Below are 14186 nucleotides of genomic sequence, written 5' to 3'. Positions count from 1 at the left end.
CTCGATGAGGAATGCCATTCAACGGTGCGGGTGTTCCACTCAGTGGCACGAATGTCGATTACCATAGTTGTCATGGGTCATGAGGTCAACGAAGCGGCGCGGTCCGTCGCGGACAAGGTGATGGCGCTCCTGCGCGCCGTGGGCGCCGCCGAAGAACCGATGAGTCTCGCTGCGCTGACGGCCGCGAGCGGCACGAGCAAGTCGACGTGCCGACGGCTGCTGCTGGACCTGAGCACCCAGGGATACGTGCGTTCTCCGCGGCGCGGCATGTACGCGGCGGGCCCGCGACTGCAAGGCCTCGCGGCTGCCGTGGTGCGCGGCGACCGGATGGGAGGCGTGATCCGGGAATCGCTCGGCGCTCTCGCCCGCGCCACAGGACACGTCGCGCTGCGCGTCAGCGTCATCGACGAACGGGCCGTGGTCCTGGATCTCGAGAATCCCCAGAACATCCCGCTCGACGTCCATGTGGGCGAGGAGCTCCCTGCACATCGGATCTGGGCCGACGGGGGCGGCGGGCGGCAGCAGGCCGATCCGGTGGACGAGTACCCGTCCCGCTCGCTGTGGATGCTCAGCGCTCCCATCGACGAGCCGGGACAGGAGCGGCTCGCGCTCGTGGGTCTCGCGTTCATGCGTCCTCAGAGCGCGAGCGCCTCCGACCTCCTGGCCGCTCACGCGGGGACGCTGCGGGACCTCGGATCGCGGGCTCGCGATGCCGGCTGACACCGCCGAGGAGCTGATTTCTCTCCTCGACAGCGCTCGCTCCGAGGGGCAGTTCAGCGCCGCCTCCTGGGCCGTCGGCTCGTCGACCGGAACGCTCGGCAGCGGCGTTCTCGGAACGCCGAGCGAGTGCGACGACGACGGGATCGGCCCGCACAGCCTGTTCGACCTCGCGTCGGTGACCAAGCCGATCGTGGGACTCACCCTGCTGCGACTGGTGGACCGCGGTCTCGTCGCCCTGGATACGACCGTGGGCGAGGTGCTCCTGGACTGGTCGGACGGGCCGATGGCGCACGCCGGTCTCCGGTCGCTTCTCACGCATGCTTCAGGAGCACCGGGACCGACCCCTCTGTTCCGCGAGCACGGCGACCGGGAGTCGCTGCTGCACGCCCTCGCGCATCTGGAGTTCACGGCTCCGGGACAGTGGTGCTATTCCTCGATGGGTTTCATCGCCCTGGGACTCGTCGCGGAGCGAGTGGGCGGAACGGGACTGGACGATCTGGTGCATCGCGAGATCACGGGGCCGCTCGGGATGCGTGACACCCGCTACGGCCCGGTGGATCGGGGCGACGCCGTCGCCACCGAAGCCTGCCCATGGCGCGGACGGCTCGTGCGCGGGACGGTGCACGACGAGAACGCAGAGGTGCTGGGCGGCGTCGCCGGCCACGCCGGCCTGTTCGGCACGGCCGAGGACCTGGGGAGGCTCGGCGCGGCCCTGCTGCGGGGGAGTCTGCTCGAGCCCGCGCTGCAGGACGCGATGACCGGGCGGAGGGATGGTCGCCCTCTGGGGTGGTGGCCGCGCGAGCGCTGCAGCTTCCTCGATGGCACGTTCGACGAGAGCGCGTACGGCCACACCGGCTTCACGGGCACCAGCCTGGTGATCGACGCGAGCCGGGACCGCTGGTTCTGTCTGCTGACCAATCGCGTGCACCCGACGCGCGAGCCCCGTGGCTTCGAGCGCGTGCGCGCCGACTTCCACGCGGCGGCCTCGCGCGGTTCATGGTGAGTCGATCGGACGCCCTCTCGGGCTCCCAACGCGCGGCCCTTGGTACCCTCCAGCCGTGAGTGAAGGTTCGGCAGCGCAGCATCAGCCCAGGTACCACCACGGTGATCTGCCGGCCACGCTCGTGCGCACGGCGATCGCGATGCTCGACGCCGACGGCGACACCCACCTCTCGCTGCGCGCCGTCGCCCGCGAGGCGGGAGTCTCGAGCGCCGCCCCGTACCGGCACTTCCCGGATCGGCGAGCGCTGCTCGACGCGGTCTCGGCCGTCGGCTTCGAGGACCTGATGGCGGCGCTGACCGCCGAGCACCCCCGCCCGGAGGACGCCTCGCAGCTGGCCGACGGCGCCGTCGCCTACGTCCGCTTCGCGCTCGGTCGACCGGGTCTCTTCCGCGTCATGTTCCTGGGGGAGGGCGGGCGCACCGAGCCCGCCCGACGTCGGATCACCGAGCAGATCCACGCGCATCTCGACGCGGCCGTGCAGAGGGTCTTCCACGTGGACGACCCGGCCCCGGTGACGACGGGGCTCTGGTCGCTCGTCCACGGCATGGCCTGCCTGTACCTGTACGGCAACCTGATCCCCGCGACGGACGAGGAGATCGCCGAGCGGGTGCGCACGACGGTCGCGGCGACCGTCGGCGTGCGCACCCGCTGATCAGGCGAGCCGGGTCGGCCCGCTCTCAGGACTCCGCGAGCGCGTCGCGCAGGAAGTCGATCGCGAGGCCCCGGGCCACGTTCGCCGCCCTGGTGTCGCGCAGGCTGTCCAGGAGCAGGAAGTCGTGGACCATGCCGGCCACGCGCACCGAGGTGACGTCGACGCCGGCCTCGCGCAGACGGTTCGCGTACTTCTCGCCCTCATCGCGCAGCACGTCGGCCTCATCGGTGATGACGAGCGTGCGGGGCAGGCGGGCGAGGTCCTCACTCGGCGCCTGCAGGGGCGCGGCGAACTTCTCGGCGCGCTGGGCGGGGTCGGTCGTGTACTGGTCCCAGAACCACTGCATGCCCTCGCGGGTGAGGTAGTAGCCCTCGGCGAACTGCAGGTACGAAGGGGTGTCGAAGTCGGCGTCCGTGACCGGGTAGAGCAGGCACTGGGCCCTCAGGTCGATGCCGCCGCGCTCGGCGTTCATCAGCGCGAACACGGTGGACATGCATCCGCCCACGGACTCACCGGTCACGGCGATCCGCGAGGTGTCCATGCCGTGCTCGCCGCCGTGCGCGAGGACCCACTGGCCCACGGCATAGTTCTGCTCGACCTGCGTGGGGTACTTCGCCTCGGGCGCCCGGTCGTAGACGGGGAAGACGCCCACGGCGTTCGCACCCACGACGAGCTCGCGGAACAGGCGGTCGTGGGTGTGCTCGTCGCCGAACACCCAGCCCGCGCCGTGGATGTAGAACAGCACGGGCAGATCGCCCGTGGCCCCGGCGGGGCGGATGATCCGGGTGCGGACCGTGCCCCACTGCCCGGCATCGACCTCGACCCACTCCTCCTCGACGTCGGGCCGCTCGACGCCCTCGCCGCTCTGCAGGTCGGCGAGGATCGCGCGCCCCTGCTCCGGCGGGACCTCGTAGATGCGCGGGTGGGGATCCGTGTCCGCGCTCAGCTGCGCCGCCTCGGGCTCGAGGACGGGAGTGATCGGATCGGGAAGGTTCGACATCGTGTCTCCTCTGTGGTGTGCGTCGTGGATCGTGCGTCGTCGGTCGTCGGTCGTCGGTCGTCGGTCGTCGGTCGGCTCAGCGGCCGAGCATCTCGATGCAGCGCTCGGCCAGGCGCTGCGAGCTCTGCGGGTTCTGGCCGGTCAGCAGGCTGCGGTCCTCCACCACGTGGGGACGAAGGGGCAGCCCCGCCGAGTAATCGGCGCCCTTCTCCTTCAGCCGGGTCTCGAGCCACCAGGTCGCCTTCCAGGCGAAGGGGTTCAGACGCTCCTCCGTGTTCGAGAGGGCAGTGAGGCGACGGCCCGCGAACGGCCACGAGCCGTCCTCGCCCTTCGCGGCGAGCATCGCGGCGGGGGCATGGCAGAGCAGCGCGAGCGGGCGGTTCTGCGCGAGGCGGCGTGTGAGGATCCGGCCGTCGGCCGCGTCGTGCGCGAGGTCCTCCATCGGGCCGTGCCCGCCCGAGTAGAACAGCAGGTCGAAGGCGTCGGGATCGACCTCGTAGAGGTTCGCGGGCGCGTCCAGGACGGGGCGGAGGGTCTCGATCTTCTGCGCGATCCTCTTCATGGTCCACGGCATCCCGCCGGAGATGCCCAGGCTGAGCCGGTCGATCGTCGGAACTCTCGCGTCGGGCGTCGCGACGGTGACGTCGAAGCCCTGTTCCCGGAAGGTCTCGTAGGGGACGGCGAACTCCTCCGCCCACACCCCCGTCGGGTGCTCGGTGCCGTCGCGCAGGGTCCAGTGGTCGGCGCCGGAGAGCACCATGAGAACGGAGGTCATCAGGAAGTCCTCTCGGAGGTCGATGAGCTGGGGCTGGGGGCGGATCTGGTGACATCGGCGAGGATCTGCACGCCCTCGGCGTAGGTGGTGGTGCGGAAGTCGGGGAAGGCGCTGCGGAACGCGTCGGACAGGAAGATGTTGTTCACCGCGTAGCGGGGGAGCAGCTCCCAGATCTCCCGCACGGGCTTCGAGACGAGGCCGGCGAGGCGGAACTGCCAGGCCGGCATCACCGCATGGTCGATGTCGCGGCCCCAGGCCTTCGCGCTGAGGTCCGCGATGAGGGTGCGGTAGGTCAGCGGCGCGGGGTCGACGGGCAGGTGCCAGGTGCGCCCGAAGGCCGAGGGCGTGTTCCCGATCAGGGCCATGCCGCGGCTCGCGTCGGGCGTCCAGATGAGGGTGCGCAGGGTGTCGTCGGTCAGCGGCGCGCGCGGCGTCGTGCCCTTCGCGATCCGGTCGAAGACCAGGGACGTCGTGAAGGACTGGGTCCTGCCGGGGCCGTAGAACTCGGGGGCGCGGCAGATGACGCCCTCGACCCTCTCCTGGTCGATGGCCTCGAGCAGCATGTCGGCGATCCTCGCGCGGACCACCGCCTTGCGGCCGACGGGCCGGAACGGCGTCTCCTCGGTCTGCGGGGTCGAGGTCTTGGGGTACATGTACGTGTTGTCGAAGAAGACGAGCTTCGTGCCGTGGGCGGCGCACGCATCGATGACGTGGCGCATCATCAGCGGCAGCTGCTCCGCCCACACCTTCCCGTCCGGTGGCAGACCGGCCGTGAAATAGGCGATCTCGCTGCCGGCGACGGCGCGGTCGGTCTGCTCGGCGTCCAGAAGATCGGCGGCGAGGGTCGAGTCGGTCTCGTGGAGCGGCTTCGGATGCCTGCTGACCAGGCGCAGGTCCGTCGTGAAGTCGTCGTGGAGCGCGCGGGCGAGCTCCGTGCCGATCTGTCCGCTCGCTCCGAGGATCGTCTGCACCAGGTGGCCCCTTCCGGTCGTGGTCCGGCCTCATAGGCCCGTTCCCCGCGGTGCGCGGGCGCGGCCCGAGGTCGACGGCCCCCAGTGTAAGCAGTGTTGACATTCAGCGTCGAGGGTCGAACGACGATTCGCCGTCGGCCGGCGCCGCCCGAGATCACCCACGGTCATCACCGCCTGAGACCACCTCTGCGTTCGAGAGGCCGGAGAATGGCACGGGCTCTGACGCATCCGGGCGGGCCGACACGATCCGATTCGCCCGGAGCATCGACGACGGGCCATCGACGACGGAGCGGAGCGCACCATGACCGAGCACACCGACCACCCCCGCAGGATCATCCTGGACTGCGACCCCGGGCACGACGACGCCGTCGCGATCATGCTCGCGCTCGGCTCCTCGGCGGTCGAGCTGCTGGGCGTCACCACCGTCGGCGGGAACCAGACGGTCGACAAGATCACGCGCAACGCCCAGAGCGTGCTCGAGGTGTGCCGGCGCCAGGACGTGCCGGTGCACCGGGGGAGCGCTCGGCCTCTGCTGCGCGAGGTCCATGTCGCCGGTGACATCCACGGCGAGAGCGGTCTGGACGGGGTCGAGCTGCCCGCGCCCACGGTGCCCGTCGCCGCGCAGCGCGCCGTCGAGTTCATCGTCGAGACCGTGATGGCGGCCGAGCCCGGGGAGATCACCCTCGTCGGCACCGGACCGCTCACCAATCTCGCGCTCGCCGCTCGGCTCGAGCCCGCGATCGTCGAGCGCGTGCGCGAGGTCGTGATCATGGGCGGCGGGTACCACGAGGGGAACATGACCCCGGTGGCCGAGTTCAACATCTGGGCCGATCCCGAGGCCGCCGCGATCGTCGTCGACGCGGGCTGGGAGCTCACCATGGTCGGCCTCGACCTGACCCACCAGGCCCTCGCCACCGCCGAGGTCGAGCAGGAGATCTCGGCCCTGGGCACGGACCTCGCCGAGTTCTTCCTGGGGCTGATGGGGTTCTTCCGCCGCGCCTACCAGGAGAACCAGGGCTTTGACGACCCGCCTGTGCACGATCCGTGCACGATCGCCTACCTCATCGACCCCGACGTGGTGCGCACGCGCCGCGCGCCGCTGCGCGTCGAGACCCGCGGCGATCTCACCCGTGGCATGACCGTCGCCGACCTGCGGCCCGGGACGGACGCCGAGGACTGCCGCACGCAGATCGCGACCGAGCTCGATGCGCCGGGGTTCTGGCGGCTCGTGGTCGACGCCGTGCGCGTCCTGGGGTGAGCGGGTGAGCGCCCGTCGACCGCCCCTCGGGGCGGGTGATCGCGCGCGGGCGGGTCGCGGGAGACGGACTCGGAGGCACAGGCGATGCACAGCGCGGCCATGCGGGAGGGCTAAGGGGCGTCCGTAGCGTCCTGGGCATGTCTTCACAGCGCACCAGCACCTCGACCACGACCTCCGCCTCGTCCCTCACCGCGTCGCTGGGCTCGCCCACCCGGCGAGGTCTGCTCGCCGCCGGCGGGATCGGCGGCATCGCGCTCCTCGCCGCCGGCTGCAAGGGGTCGTCCTCCTCGTCGGGTGATTCCGCCACGCTCGACGGCGAGACCGTCAGCGGCGTGGTCGACGGCGACTTCTGGGACGAGAAGAGCATCCACACGCTGTCCGTCGTCTTCGACGAGGACGACTACGACGAGATGATCGAGGCCTACGTCTCCAGCCAGGACAAGAACTGGATCGAGGCCGACGTCGAGATCGACGGCAAGGTCTTCAAGAAGGCCGGCATGAAGCTCAAGGGCAACTCCAGCCTGCGCAGCCTCGCCGGCGGGCAGGGCGGAGGGCCCGGCGGGGCCGTCGCGTCCGACGGGGGCGGCGACGCCTCGGCGTCCGACGGCGGCGGGGACGACCCGACCTCCGACACCGACACCTCGGCCGCAGCCTCGGACGGCGGCGGTGCCTCCGATGCGAGCGGGGCCTCCGACGCCGGCGGCGCGGCGGGCGGCGGGTTCCCCGGCGGCGGCAACGACGAGGGCGACGGCTCCATCTCCAAGGACGACCCCACGGGCCTGCCCTGGATGATCCGCCTGGACAAGTACACCGACGGCCAGAGCTACAGCGGCCGCAGCCGCTTCGTGGTGCGTGGGAACAACACGGAGACCTCGATGAACGAGGCGGTCGCGCTCGACGTGCTCGCGCTCGCCGGTGTTCCCGCCGAGAAGTACGCCTACACCAGGTTCAGCGCGAACGGGGCCGATGCGCAGCTGCGCCTGGTGCTCGACGTCCCGGACGACGACCAGTGGAACGACGACGCCTTCGACGGCACCGGCGCGACCCTCAAGGCCGATTCGAACGGCGACTACTCATACCGCGGGGACACGGCCGACGACTACGCCGATGCCTTCGACGCGAAGTTCGTGGCCGACGACCTCGAGGAGGACGACGTCTTCGCGGCTCTCGGCAGTTTCCTGAAGTTCGTCAACGACTCCGAGGACGACGACTTCGCCTCCGGCCTGGACGACAGGTTCGACGTGGACGGCTTCGCGACCTACCTCGCCGTGCAGGAGCTCGTCCAGAACACCGACGACATCGACGGCCCGGGCAACAACTCCTACCTCCACTACGACCCCTCCTCGAAGAAGTGGTCGGTGGTCGCCTGGGACCAGAACCTCTCCTTCGGCGGCATGGGGATGGGCGGCGGGGGCGGCGCTCCCGGCGGCGGCGCGCAGGCGAGTGACGGCGGCGGGAACGATGCGGCGAGCGACAGTGCGGTGAGCGACGGGGGCGGCGACCCCCCGACCGGCGGCCAGATGCCCGGCGGTGGCCAGATGCCCGAGGGTGGCGAGATGCCCGACGGCGGCGGCAAGGGCGGCGGCGGAGGCATGGGCGGGAACACCCTCGCCGAGCGCTTCATGGACGACGACACCTTCTCCGATCTCTACGACTCGACGCTCGCATCGGTGAAGAAGGCCGTCTTTACCTCCGGTGACGCGACCAAGCGGGTGAAGACGCTGTCGGCCCTGCTGAAGAGCGATGCGAGCGACCTGGTCAGCAGCGACGACATCACGTCGGACGCGAAGACGATCACCGACGTGATCGACGGCTGAGGGGCCGCTACGCTCGAGGCTCCACCCACGGAAGGACGCGACGATGCTCACCGGAATCGACCCCCTGCTCAGCGGCGACCTGCTGCGCCTGCTCGACCACATGGGACATGACGACACCCTGCTGGTCGCCGACGCGCACTACCCCTCGTACCGCTCGGGCGCCCCGGTGATCGACCTGCCCGTGACCTCGCCCGAGGCCGTGCGCGCGATCCGCACCGTGCTGCCGCTGGACCTGTACGCGGGACCCTCGGCCACGCTGATGAACCCCGAGCCCGGGACCGGCGAGGAGGTCCAGAAGCAGCTCAAGGAGGCGATCGCCGCCCCCAGCGAGGACCGCTTCGAGTGGATCGACCGCTTCGCGTTCTACGAGCGCGCGGCCTCGATGTTCGCCGTGATCCGCACCGCCGAGGTCCGCAAGTACGGCTGCATCATGATCCGCAAGGGCGTCGTCGGCGACGAGGAGTCGCGCGGGGCGTGAGGGGCGGGAAGCGGTCACGCCGCGGCCCTGTCGGCCACGGATTCCGGGCTTCGATGTCGCTGGGTGAGGTCTCAACGCGTATACGGGCGTGAGACCGCACCCGGCGACATCGGCCGTCGGGCGTTCGGGTGCGCATCGGGGCGCTCGACCGTGGCAGGGCTTGTCCACAGCCAAGCAGTACTAGAACTAGTAGACGCGCGTACCATGCTGGCATGAGCGATGTGACCCGCACCGAACTGAATCAGCAGACCGCCCGGGTGCTCGCACGTGTCCAGGCCGGTGAGTCCGTGACCGTGACGGACCGGGGGCGGCCGATCGCCCACATCACGCCTGCGCCGGCGGACCGCCGCGCACGCCGGATCGCCAGCGGTGCTCTGCGCCCTGCGAAGACTGGTGGGGTGCCGACCATCAGCACCCCGATCACGCAGTGGAGCACGGAGCAGATGGTCGGGGACATGAGGGGCGACCGGTCGTGATCTACCTCGACACATCCGCCGCCTTCACGCTGCTGAGCCGTGAACCAGGAGTCGCGGACGTCGAGCAGCTCTTCGCCTCGGGAGAGCTGCTCGTGGCGTCGCGCCTGCTGGAGCTCGAACTGCATGCGACCGTCGACCGCCGCGGCGGGGCTCACGCGGATGTCGATGCGATCGTCGATCGAGTGGAGATCGACGCCGTCGACGACGAGGTGATGGAGCATGCGCTGTCGCTGCGGTCAGGTCTGCGGGCCATGGATGCTCTGCATCTGTCGACCGCGCTCCTCTACGGGGACCAGCTGGAGGGGTTCGCGACCTTCGATCGCGAGCTGGCCAGCGCCGCGCAGGGATTCGGGCTGGAGATCCTGCCAGCGAGGGCGTGAGTGGTCGCTCCTGGCACCGTCCCGCCCGGCCCCGATCTCACCCGTCCGAGCGTGAGAAGCGGTTCGTCATCAGGTTCGACGCCGTGAACAGTACCGAGCTCAGCAGCTCATCGGTCTCGGTGCGGATCTGCTCGGCGACCGCGGTGTTGGCCTCCGCGAGCAGTGCGGGGATCGAATCCTCCGGGGCGCTCGGCGTGCCCGCGGCGACCTGCTCGTCGGCCGCATGCACGGCAGCGTGGCCGAGCGCGAGGGCCTTCAGCTGGTAGCGCTCGATCGTGGGGATGATCTGCGCGTAGTGGGCGTCCGCCAGAGCGGCGATGAGGCGCGAGGACCAGTAGAAGCTGTCCGTGCTCACCTCGGCAGTGGTCGTGCCGAGGTACGCGGGCGCCTCGTCGACGTTCGTGAACATCGGGATCAGGGTGTTGAACGGGTTCGAGGCGAAGGAGATCCATTGCAGCGCGCGGGACGCCTCGGGCAGGTCGGGACGGATCTGCAGGATCGCGAGCGCGTTGTGCCGGTTGATGCCGATGGGGCGGAAGGCGCGGCGCTCGGCGTCGGTGCCGCGCGGGGAGTAGGGGTCGAAGACGGTGCCCTGGTAGTGGGAGCTGAGCACGTCCTTGACGTCCTCGATCGTCAGCTTCCGCTCGGGCCTGCGGCTCCACGGGAGATCGTCCGAGTCCGGTCGGTGCGGGGCGTCCGGGGCGTCCCAGTCCTCGCTCGTGGGGTTCAGCGTGCGCTGCATGAACCAGGCGCGGGGCGTGTTGTACACGTGGTCGTGCTCGGAGTGCGAGCCGAATGCCTCGCGCGGGTTGAAGGTGCTGCCGGTCGCGTCGGCCCCCGTCGGACCCGTGCCGGAAAAGCCCGCTGAGCCGGAGCGGCGCAGGGTCAGATCCAGATGATGCGTCTCGAGGAAGGCACGCAGGTCCGGGCTCGCGAGATGGTCGCGGCCCGCGCCCTCGGCATCCTCGAGGTCGAAGGAGTCGATGCCCAGCTGATTGGGCATGGTCACGTAGTGGTCCTCGGGCACGCGTCGCGCGATCCAGTGATGGCCGCCCACCGTCTCGAGCCACCAGATGTCCTGGGCGTCGGAGAACGCGATGCCGTTCATCTCGTAGGTGCCGTGCTCGGTGAGCAGGGCGCCCAGGCGCTCGACGCCCTCGCGGGCCGATCGGACGTACGGCAGGACCAGCGTCACGAAGTCCTCCTCGCCGAACCCGCCCGGCTGCTCCGGCCGATGCCCGGGCTCTCCCTCGGCGCCGACGGCGGGGACGAGCTCCACGAGCGGGTCCGCGCCCAGCACCCGGGGGTTGGAGGTGAGGGTCTCGGTCGCGCTCATCGCGACGTTCGCCGCGTTGATCCCCGCGCACCCCCAGATGCCCTCGTCGGGCAGGGCGTTGGGGACGGACGTGTACCGCAGCGGATCGTCGGGCAGGTCGATGGTCCGACGGCCCAGGACGCTCGTGTACGTGCGCGGCTGATCCTCCGGGCGCACCACGACCACACGCTTCGGATCGAACGACCCGTTCGAGGAGTCCTCGGTGCGGGCGACGATGGGCGAGCCCTCGGCGCTGGCCTTCCGGCCGACGAGGAGCGTGGTGCAGGGCATGGGGCCTCCTAGGTGATCGTGCGGCGTGCGACGTGCGAGGTGCGGCGACCGTGCGGAATGGTGGGGCCGCCTCTGCGTTCCACGGTAGTCCGGCCCGACGCCCGGGCGGGTGATCGCGCGGCCCCGTCGGTCACCGACGGGACGTGGGCGGACCTCTCTGCCGTGGGTGGCAGAGGGGTCGCGTATACGCCGGTCGGCGACACGGCACTGCGGCGCCGCCGCACTACGAGCCGCCGCGCTGCGAGCCGCCGCACTGCCGTGCGAGGCCTACGCGGCCCCGGTCTCGATCAGCAGCACCCCGCCGATGATGAGCGCGACGCCCAGCCCCATCAGCCAGGTGAACGGCTCCTTGAAGACGACGCGTCCCAGCAGCGCGGTGAGGGCGACGCCGGCGGCCGCCCAGATGCCGTAGGCGGCGCCGAGCGGGATGCCGTGGGAGAGGGTGAGCGAGAGCAGGGTGAAGGCGGAGACGTAGCCGAGCGCGACGCCCGCGTACCAGGGGCGTCGATCGGCGGCCAGACGCAGTGACATCGTCCCGAAGCCCTCGGAGACGATCGCGCCGACGAGCAGCATCCAGGCCATCAGCGCTCCCCATCCTGCGTGGTCGTGCCGATCGCCCCGTCGAGCTGATCGCCGGGGACAGCGGACTCGGGCCCGACGACGGGCGCGGGAGGCGCCGGCGAGCCCAGCTCCACACACAGCACCCCCGCGATGACCAGGACGATGCCGATGATCATCGGCGCCGTGAGCGGTTCACCGAAGAGGACCAAGGACATGATCGCGGTCAGCGCGACGCCGGACGCTCCCCAGACCCCGTAGGCGACGCCGAGCGGCATGCCCTCGCGCAGCACGAGGGCGAGGGCGATGAACGCCCCCAGTTATCCGACCAGGACGACGGCGTAGAGGGCGGGATGCTCGAGGGCGCCCTTGAGGGACAGCGACGCCGTGACCTCCGTGCCGATCGCGAGGAGCAGGAACATCCAGCCGCGCGAGGTCGCGCCCGAGGTGACGTCCGAGGCCGCATCCGAGGTCGCATCCGAGGTCGCGCCCGAGGTCGCGCTCTCCTCGGCCATCACTCGCGGGCCCCCTCGTCCACGAGCTCCATGGCCAGGGCGAACAGCTCCTCGCGCTCGTCGTCCCGCACCGTGGGGATGTCGAGCGAGGCGTTGAACCAGGCGCCGTCGGCCAGGAGTCGGGCGGCCCGCAGCGCCGCGCGGCTGCGCGGGCTCCCCTCGAGCTCGAAGCCGAACCACGGGTCGAGCCTGCGCGACCACTGCTCGCACAGCATGTCCCGCAGCTGCGCATCGGCGATGAGCGCGAGGTCGCTGTGCGCGAACTCCCCGCGCAGGGCGTGGGACACGTAGGCGCGGAGGCGGTCGGCGGGATCGTCGACGTCGGCGCCCTCCTGCTCCAGGCGCTCCTGGAGGTCCGCCTCCCAGAGATCCACGATGCGATCGACGACGGCGACGAGCAGCTTCTGCTTGGTGCCCACGTGATGGACCACCCCGGGTTTCGTCAGCCCGGTCTCGCGGGCCACGGCGTCGAGGGTGAGCGGCTCGTGCTGGGCGAGCACGGCGATCGCAGCGTCCAGGACCTCGGATCTCGTCGGCATCCGAGCAGACTGCCTACCATCCGTATGGTCGGTCCACGTCGCGGCCCGTCGAACGTCGCCGTGATCCTGGCGACTCCGCCGCCGGAGGGAACGTCTCGCGACCATGGCGGCATCAGGCGGACGCGCAGGAGACAGGCATCGCGCGAGGTCTTGACTCTGTTCCGACCACACGGTCTCGGATGGCGTCACTCGACAAGGAGGACGCATGACTGCCACCGAGACCTACGCCGCCGAGGACCAGCGGGCGATGATGTCGACGATCACCGGGTTCTGGGTCAGCCAGCTCACCGCCACGCTGGCCCATCTGGAGATCGCCGAGCACCTCCACGACGGTCCGAAGACCGCCGCCCGGATCGCCGAGCTCGCGGGGAGCGACCCCGCGCCACCTTCCGGTTGCTCCGCGCCGCCGTGGATCCCGGGCTCGTGAGCCACGATCCCGAGACCGACTGCTTCGCCAGCACCTCGCTGCTGGACCGTCTGCGCGCCTCCGCGCCGGACTCCCTGAGGAACGTCGCGCTGGTCTGGAACGCGCCGCTGCACTGGCAGGCCTGGGGCCGCTTCACCGAGTGCGTGCGCACCGGGGAGAACCAGGTGAGCTCCGCCGTCGGCAGCTCGACCTTCGACTACCTCGCCGAGCATCCCGTGGAGGCGGACCAGTTCAGCCGCGCGATGGCCGAGCTGTCCACGCCGACCATCCGCGAGGCCGTGGTCGCCATCGAGGCGGGGCCGGGGACCACGATCGTCGACGTCGGCGGCGCGACCGGGGCGTTCGTCCTGGGCATGCTGGCCGAGCACCCGGGGACCGACGGCATCGTCCTGGACCTCCCGCACGTGACCGCCGCCGCGGAGCGGGAGATCGCGGCGCGAGGGATGCAGGATCGATGCCGGGCGGTACCCGGCGACTTCTTCGCGGAGATCCCCGAGGGCGATCTGTTCCTGGCCAAGTTCGTCCTCCACGATTGGGACGACGACGCCTGCATCCGCGTCCTCCAGCAGTGCCGCAGGGCCATGAGGCCCGGTGCGCGCGTGGTCGTGGTCGACATGGTCACGGGCACGCCCGACGATCCCGGCACGGCCGCGCTGATGGACCTCAACATGCTGGCGCTCGCGCCGGGCGCGCGCGAGCACGATCTCGCCGACTTCGACCGCTTCTTCGCCGCCGCCGGCCTGTCCCGCACGTCCACGACCGAGCTGTCGCCCCCGTACTGCGTGCTGGAGGCCGAGGCGGTGTGATGGCACCCGCGGGTCGGGCCCCACCCTCATTCGGGGCCTGCCCGGTGCCCTCTTCCGGGGCGCGCTGAGCGCGCGCCGGATCGTGATCCATTCGAGACCGTCCAGGTGACGCACGCACTACCCGCTGAGCAGGAGTCTCGCCGACACTGAGCCTGAGGGGACCACCCCGCATCGACGACGCTGCGGGAGCACCGATGCCGGTGCC

The 14186-nt window shown here is 70.9% G+C and carries 18 protein-coding genes; 10 read left to right on the top strand and 8 right to left on the bottom strand.

Annotated elements, in window-relative coordinates; translation table 11 throughout:
- The first annotated feature begins 72 nt into the window (after positions 1 to 72).
- The 3 genes from I8D64_RS09305 to I8D64_RS09295 are packed head-to-tail and all read left to right on the top strand — an operon-like array spanning position 73 to position 2375.
- Positions 73 to 720 (top strand): helix-turn-helix domain-containing protein, encoded by a 648-nt coding sequence (locus tag I8D64_RS09305; protein ID WP_200502224.1) that lies wholly within the window; start codon positions 73 to 75, stop codon positions 718 to 720.
- A complete protein-coding gene (locus I8D64_RS09300; RefSeq protein ID WP_200502223.1) occupies positions 710 to 1723 on the top strand; it encodes a serine hydrolase domain-containing protein in 1014 nt (337 codons plus the stop codon). Before I8D64_RS09305 ends, I8D64_RS09300 begins: the two co-directional genes overlap by 11 nt.
- Positions 1724 to 1778: 55 nt before the next feature.
- The gene (locus tag I8D64_RS09295) at positions 1779 to 2375 is read left to right on the top strand and encodes a TetR/AcrR family transcriptional regulator (protein ID WP_214651164.1); all 597 of its coding nucleotides are present in this window, start codon (positions 1779 to 1781) and stop codon (positions 2373 to 2375) included.
- Between the two features lie 25 nt (positions 2376 to 2400).
- Here I8D64_RS09295 and I8D64_RS09290 read toward each other — a convergent pair whose 3' ends face one another.
- The 3 genes from I8D64_RS09290 to I8D64_RS09280 form a co-directional block, all read right to left on the bottom strand.
- Complete coding sequence (locus I8D64_RS09290) at positions 2401 to 3375, bottom strand: alpha/beta hydrolase (RefSeq protein WP_200502222.1); 975 nt, start codon at positions 3373 to 3375, stop codon at positions 2401 to 2403.
- A gap of 76 nt (positions 3376 to 3451) precedes the next feature.
- A complete protein-coding gene (locus tag I8D64_RS09285; RefSeq protein WP_200502221.1) occupies positions 3452 to 4150 on the bottom strand; it encodes a type 1 glutamine amidotransferase domain-containing protein in 699 nt (232 codons plus the stop codon).
- The gene (locus I8D64_RS09280; protein ID WP_200502220.1) at positions 4150 to 5121 is read right to left on the bottom strand and encodes an NAD-dependent epimerase/dehydratase family protein; all 972 of its coding nucleotides are present in this window, start codon (positions 5119 to 5121) and stop codon (positions 4150 to 4152) included. Before I8D64_RS09280 ends, I8D64_RS09285 begins: the two co-directional genes overlap by 1 nt.
- Positions 5122 to 5422: 301 nt before the next feature.
- Between I8D64_RS09280 and uriH the strand changes: the two genes are divergently transcribed.
- The 5 genes from uriH to I8D64_RS09255 all read left to right on the top strand — a co-directional run bounded on the left by uriH (position 5423) and on the right by I8D64_RS09255 (position 9530).
- Positions 5423 to 6379 carry a uridine-preferring nucleoside hydrolase UriH gene (gene uriH, locus I8D64_RS09275; RefSeq protein WP_200502219.1) on the top strand — a complete coding sequence of 319 codons (957 nt, stop codon included), beginning with the start codon at positions 5423 to 5425 and terminating at the stop codon, positions 6377 to 6379.
- A 137-nt stretch (positions 6380 to 6516) separates the two neighbouring features.
- Positions 6517 to 8196, top strand: a complete 1680-nt coding sequence (locus I8D64_RS09270) for a CotH kinase family protein (RefSeq protein ID WP_200502218.1) — start codon at positions 6517 to 6519, stop codon at positions 8194 to 8196.
- Between the two features lie 43 nt (positions 8197 to 8239).
- A complete protein-coding gene (locus I8D64_RS09265; RefSeq protein WP_200502217.1) occupies positions 8240 to 8674 on the top strand; it encodes an RbsD/FucU family protein in 435 nt (144 codons plus the stop codon).
- A gap of 212 nt (positions 8675 to 8886) precedes the next feature.
- Complete coding sequence (locus I8D64_RS09260; protein WP_200502216.1) at positions 8887 to 9150, top strand: type II toxin-antitoxin system Phd/YefM family antitoxin; 264 nt, start codon at positions 8887 to 8889, stop codon at positions 9148 to 9150.
- Positions 9147 to 9530 carry a PIN domain-containing protein gene (locus I8D64_RS09255; protein ID WP_200502215.1) on the top strand — a complete coding sequence of 128 codons (384 nt, stop codon included), beginning with the start codon at positions 9147 to 9149 and terminating at the stop codon, positions 9528 to 9530. The genes I8D64_RS09260 and I8D64_RS09255 overlap by 4 nt, the downstream gene beginning before the upstream one ends.
- A gap of 37 nt (positions 9531 to 9567) precedes the next feature.
- On the opposite strand, the gene I8D64_RS09250 is transcribed toward I8D64_RS09255, so the two are convergent.
- The 5 genes from I8D64_RS09250 to I8D64_RS09235 all read right to left on the bottom strand — a co-directional run bounded on the left by I8D64_RS09250 (position 9568) and on the right by I8D64_RS09235 (position 12748).
- Positions 9568 to 11136: a C69 family dipeptidase gene (locus I8D64_RS09250; protein WP_200502214.1), complete on the bottom strand. Its 1569-nt coding sequence runs from the start codon at positions 11134 to 11136 to the stop codon at positions 9568 to 9570.
- A 267-nt stretch (positions 11137 to 11403) separates the two neighbouring features.
- Entirely contained in the window at positions 11404 to 11718 is a 315-nt protein-coding gene (locus tag I8D64_RS09245; RefSeq protein WP_200502213.1) for a DMT family transporter, read from the bottom strand.
- On the bottom strand, positions 11718 to 12002 hold the full coding sequence (locus tag I8D64_RS09240; protein WP_425490292.1) for a DMT family transporter: 285 nt from the start codon (positions 12000 to 12002) through the stop codon (positions 11718 to 11720). Before I8D64_RS09240 ends, I8D64_RS09245 begins: the two co-directional genes overlap by 1 nt.
- Positions 12003 to 12014: 12 nt before the next feature.
- The gene (locus I8D64_RS17800; RefSeq protein WP_343068517.1) at positions 12015 to 12209 is read right to left on the bottom strand and encodes a hypothetical protein; all 195 of its coding nucleotides are present in this window, start codon (positions 12207 to 12209) and stop codon (positions 12015 to 12017) included.
- Positions 12209 to 12748 (bottom strand): TetR/AcrR family transcriptional regulator, encoded by a 540-nt coding sequence (locus I8D64_RS09235; RefSeq protein WP_200502212.1) that lies wholly within the window; start codon positions 12746 to 12748, stop codon positions 12209 to 12211. The genes I8D64_RS17800 and I8D64_RS09235 overlap by 1 nt, the downstream gene beginning before the upstream one ends.
- Positions 12749 to 12953: 205 nt before the next feature.
- On the opposite strand from I8D64_RS09235, the gene I8D64_RS09230 reads away from it, so the two are divergent.
- Both I8D64_RS09230 and I8D64_RS09225 read left to right on the top strand, forming a co-directional pair.
- Complete coding sequence (locus I8D64_RS09230; protein WP_200502211.1) at positions 12954 to 13175, top strand: dimerization domain-containing protein; 222 nt, start codon at positions 12954 to 12956, stop codon at positions 13173 to 13175.
- Complete coding sequence (locus tag I8D64_RS09225; RefSeq protein WP_200502210.1) at positions 13172 to 13981, top strand: methyltransferase; 810 nt, start codon at positions 13172 to 13174, stop codon at positions 13979 to 13981. Before I8D64_RS09230 ends, I8D64_RS09225 begins: the two co-directional genes overlap by 4 nt.
- The last annotated feature ends 205 nt before the right edge of the window (positions 13982 to 14186 follow it).

It is taken from the genome of Brachybacterium halotolerans, from assembly GCF_016623465.1.
GTDB lineage: Bacteria > Actinomycetota > Actinomycetes > Actinomycetales > Dermabacteraceae > Brachybacterium > Brachybacterium halotolerans.
Note: the sequence above shows the minus strand (reverse complement) of the source record. Positions and strands in the feature narration are given on the sequence as shown.

What these genes read in the sequence shown, in the direction of transcription:
- I8D64_RS09305 (WP_200502224.1), top strand. Translation starts at nt 73, where the DNA reads ATGGGTCATGAGGTCAACGAAGCGGCGCGGTCCGTCGCGGACAAGGTG.
- I8D64_RS09300 (WP_200502223.1), top strand. Translation starts at nt 710, where the DNA reads ATGCCGGCTGACACCGCCGAGGAGCTGATTTCTCTCCTCGACAGCGCT.
- I8D64_RS09290 (WP_200502222.1), bottom strand. Translation starts at nt 3,375, where the DNA reads ATGTCGAACCTTCCCGATCCGATCACTCCCGTCCTCGAGCCCGAGGCG.
- I8D64_RS09285 (WP_200502221.1), bottom strand. Translation starts at nt 4,150, where the DNA reads ATGACCTCCGTTCTCATGGTGCTCTCCGGCGCCGACCACTGGACCCTG.
- uriH (WP_200502219.1), top strand. Translation starts at nt 5,423, where the DNA reads ATGACCGAGCACACCGACCACCCCCGCAGGATCATCCTGGACTGCGAC.
- I8D64_RS09270 (WP_200502218.1), top strand. Translation starts at nt 6,517, where the DNA reads ATGTCTTCACAGCGCACCAGCACCTCGACCACGACCTCCGCCTCGTCC.
- I8D64_RS09265 (WP_200502217.1), top strand. Translation starts at nt 8,240, where the DNA reads ATGCTCACCGGAATCGACCCCCTGCTCAGCGGCGACCTGCTGCGCCTG.
- I8D64_RS09260 (WP_200502216.1), top strand. Translation starts at nt 8,887, where the DNA reads ATGAGCGATGTGACCCGCACCGAACTGAATCAGCAGACCGCCCGGGTG.
- I8D64_RS09250 (WP_200502214.1), bottom strand. Translation starts at nt 11,136, where the DNA reads ATGCCCTGCACCACGCTCCTCGTCGGCCGGAAGGCCAGCGCCGAGGGC.
- I8D64_RS09245 (WP_200502213.1), bottom strand. Translation starts at nt 11,718, where the DNA reads ATGGCCTGGATGCTGCTCGTCGGCGCGATCGTCTCCGAGGGCTTCGGG.
- I8D64_RS17800 (WP_343068517.1), bottom strand. Translation starts at nt 12,209, where the DNA reads ATGGCCGAGGAGAGCGCGACCTCGGGCGCGACCTCGGATGCGACCTCG.
- I8D64_RS09235 (WP_200502212.1), bottom strand. Translation starts at nt 12,748, where the DNA reads ATGCCGACGAGATCCGAGGTCCTGGACGCTGCGATCGCCGTGCTCGCC.
- I8D64_RS09230 (WP_200502211.1), top strand. Translation starts at nt 12,954, where the DNA reads ATGACTGCCACCGAGACCTACGCCGCCGAGGACCAGCGGGCGATGATG.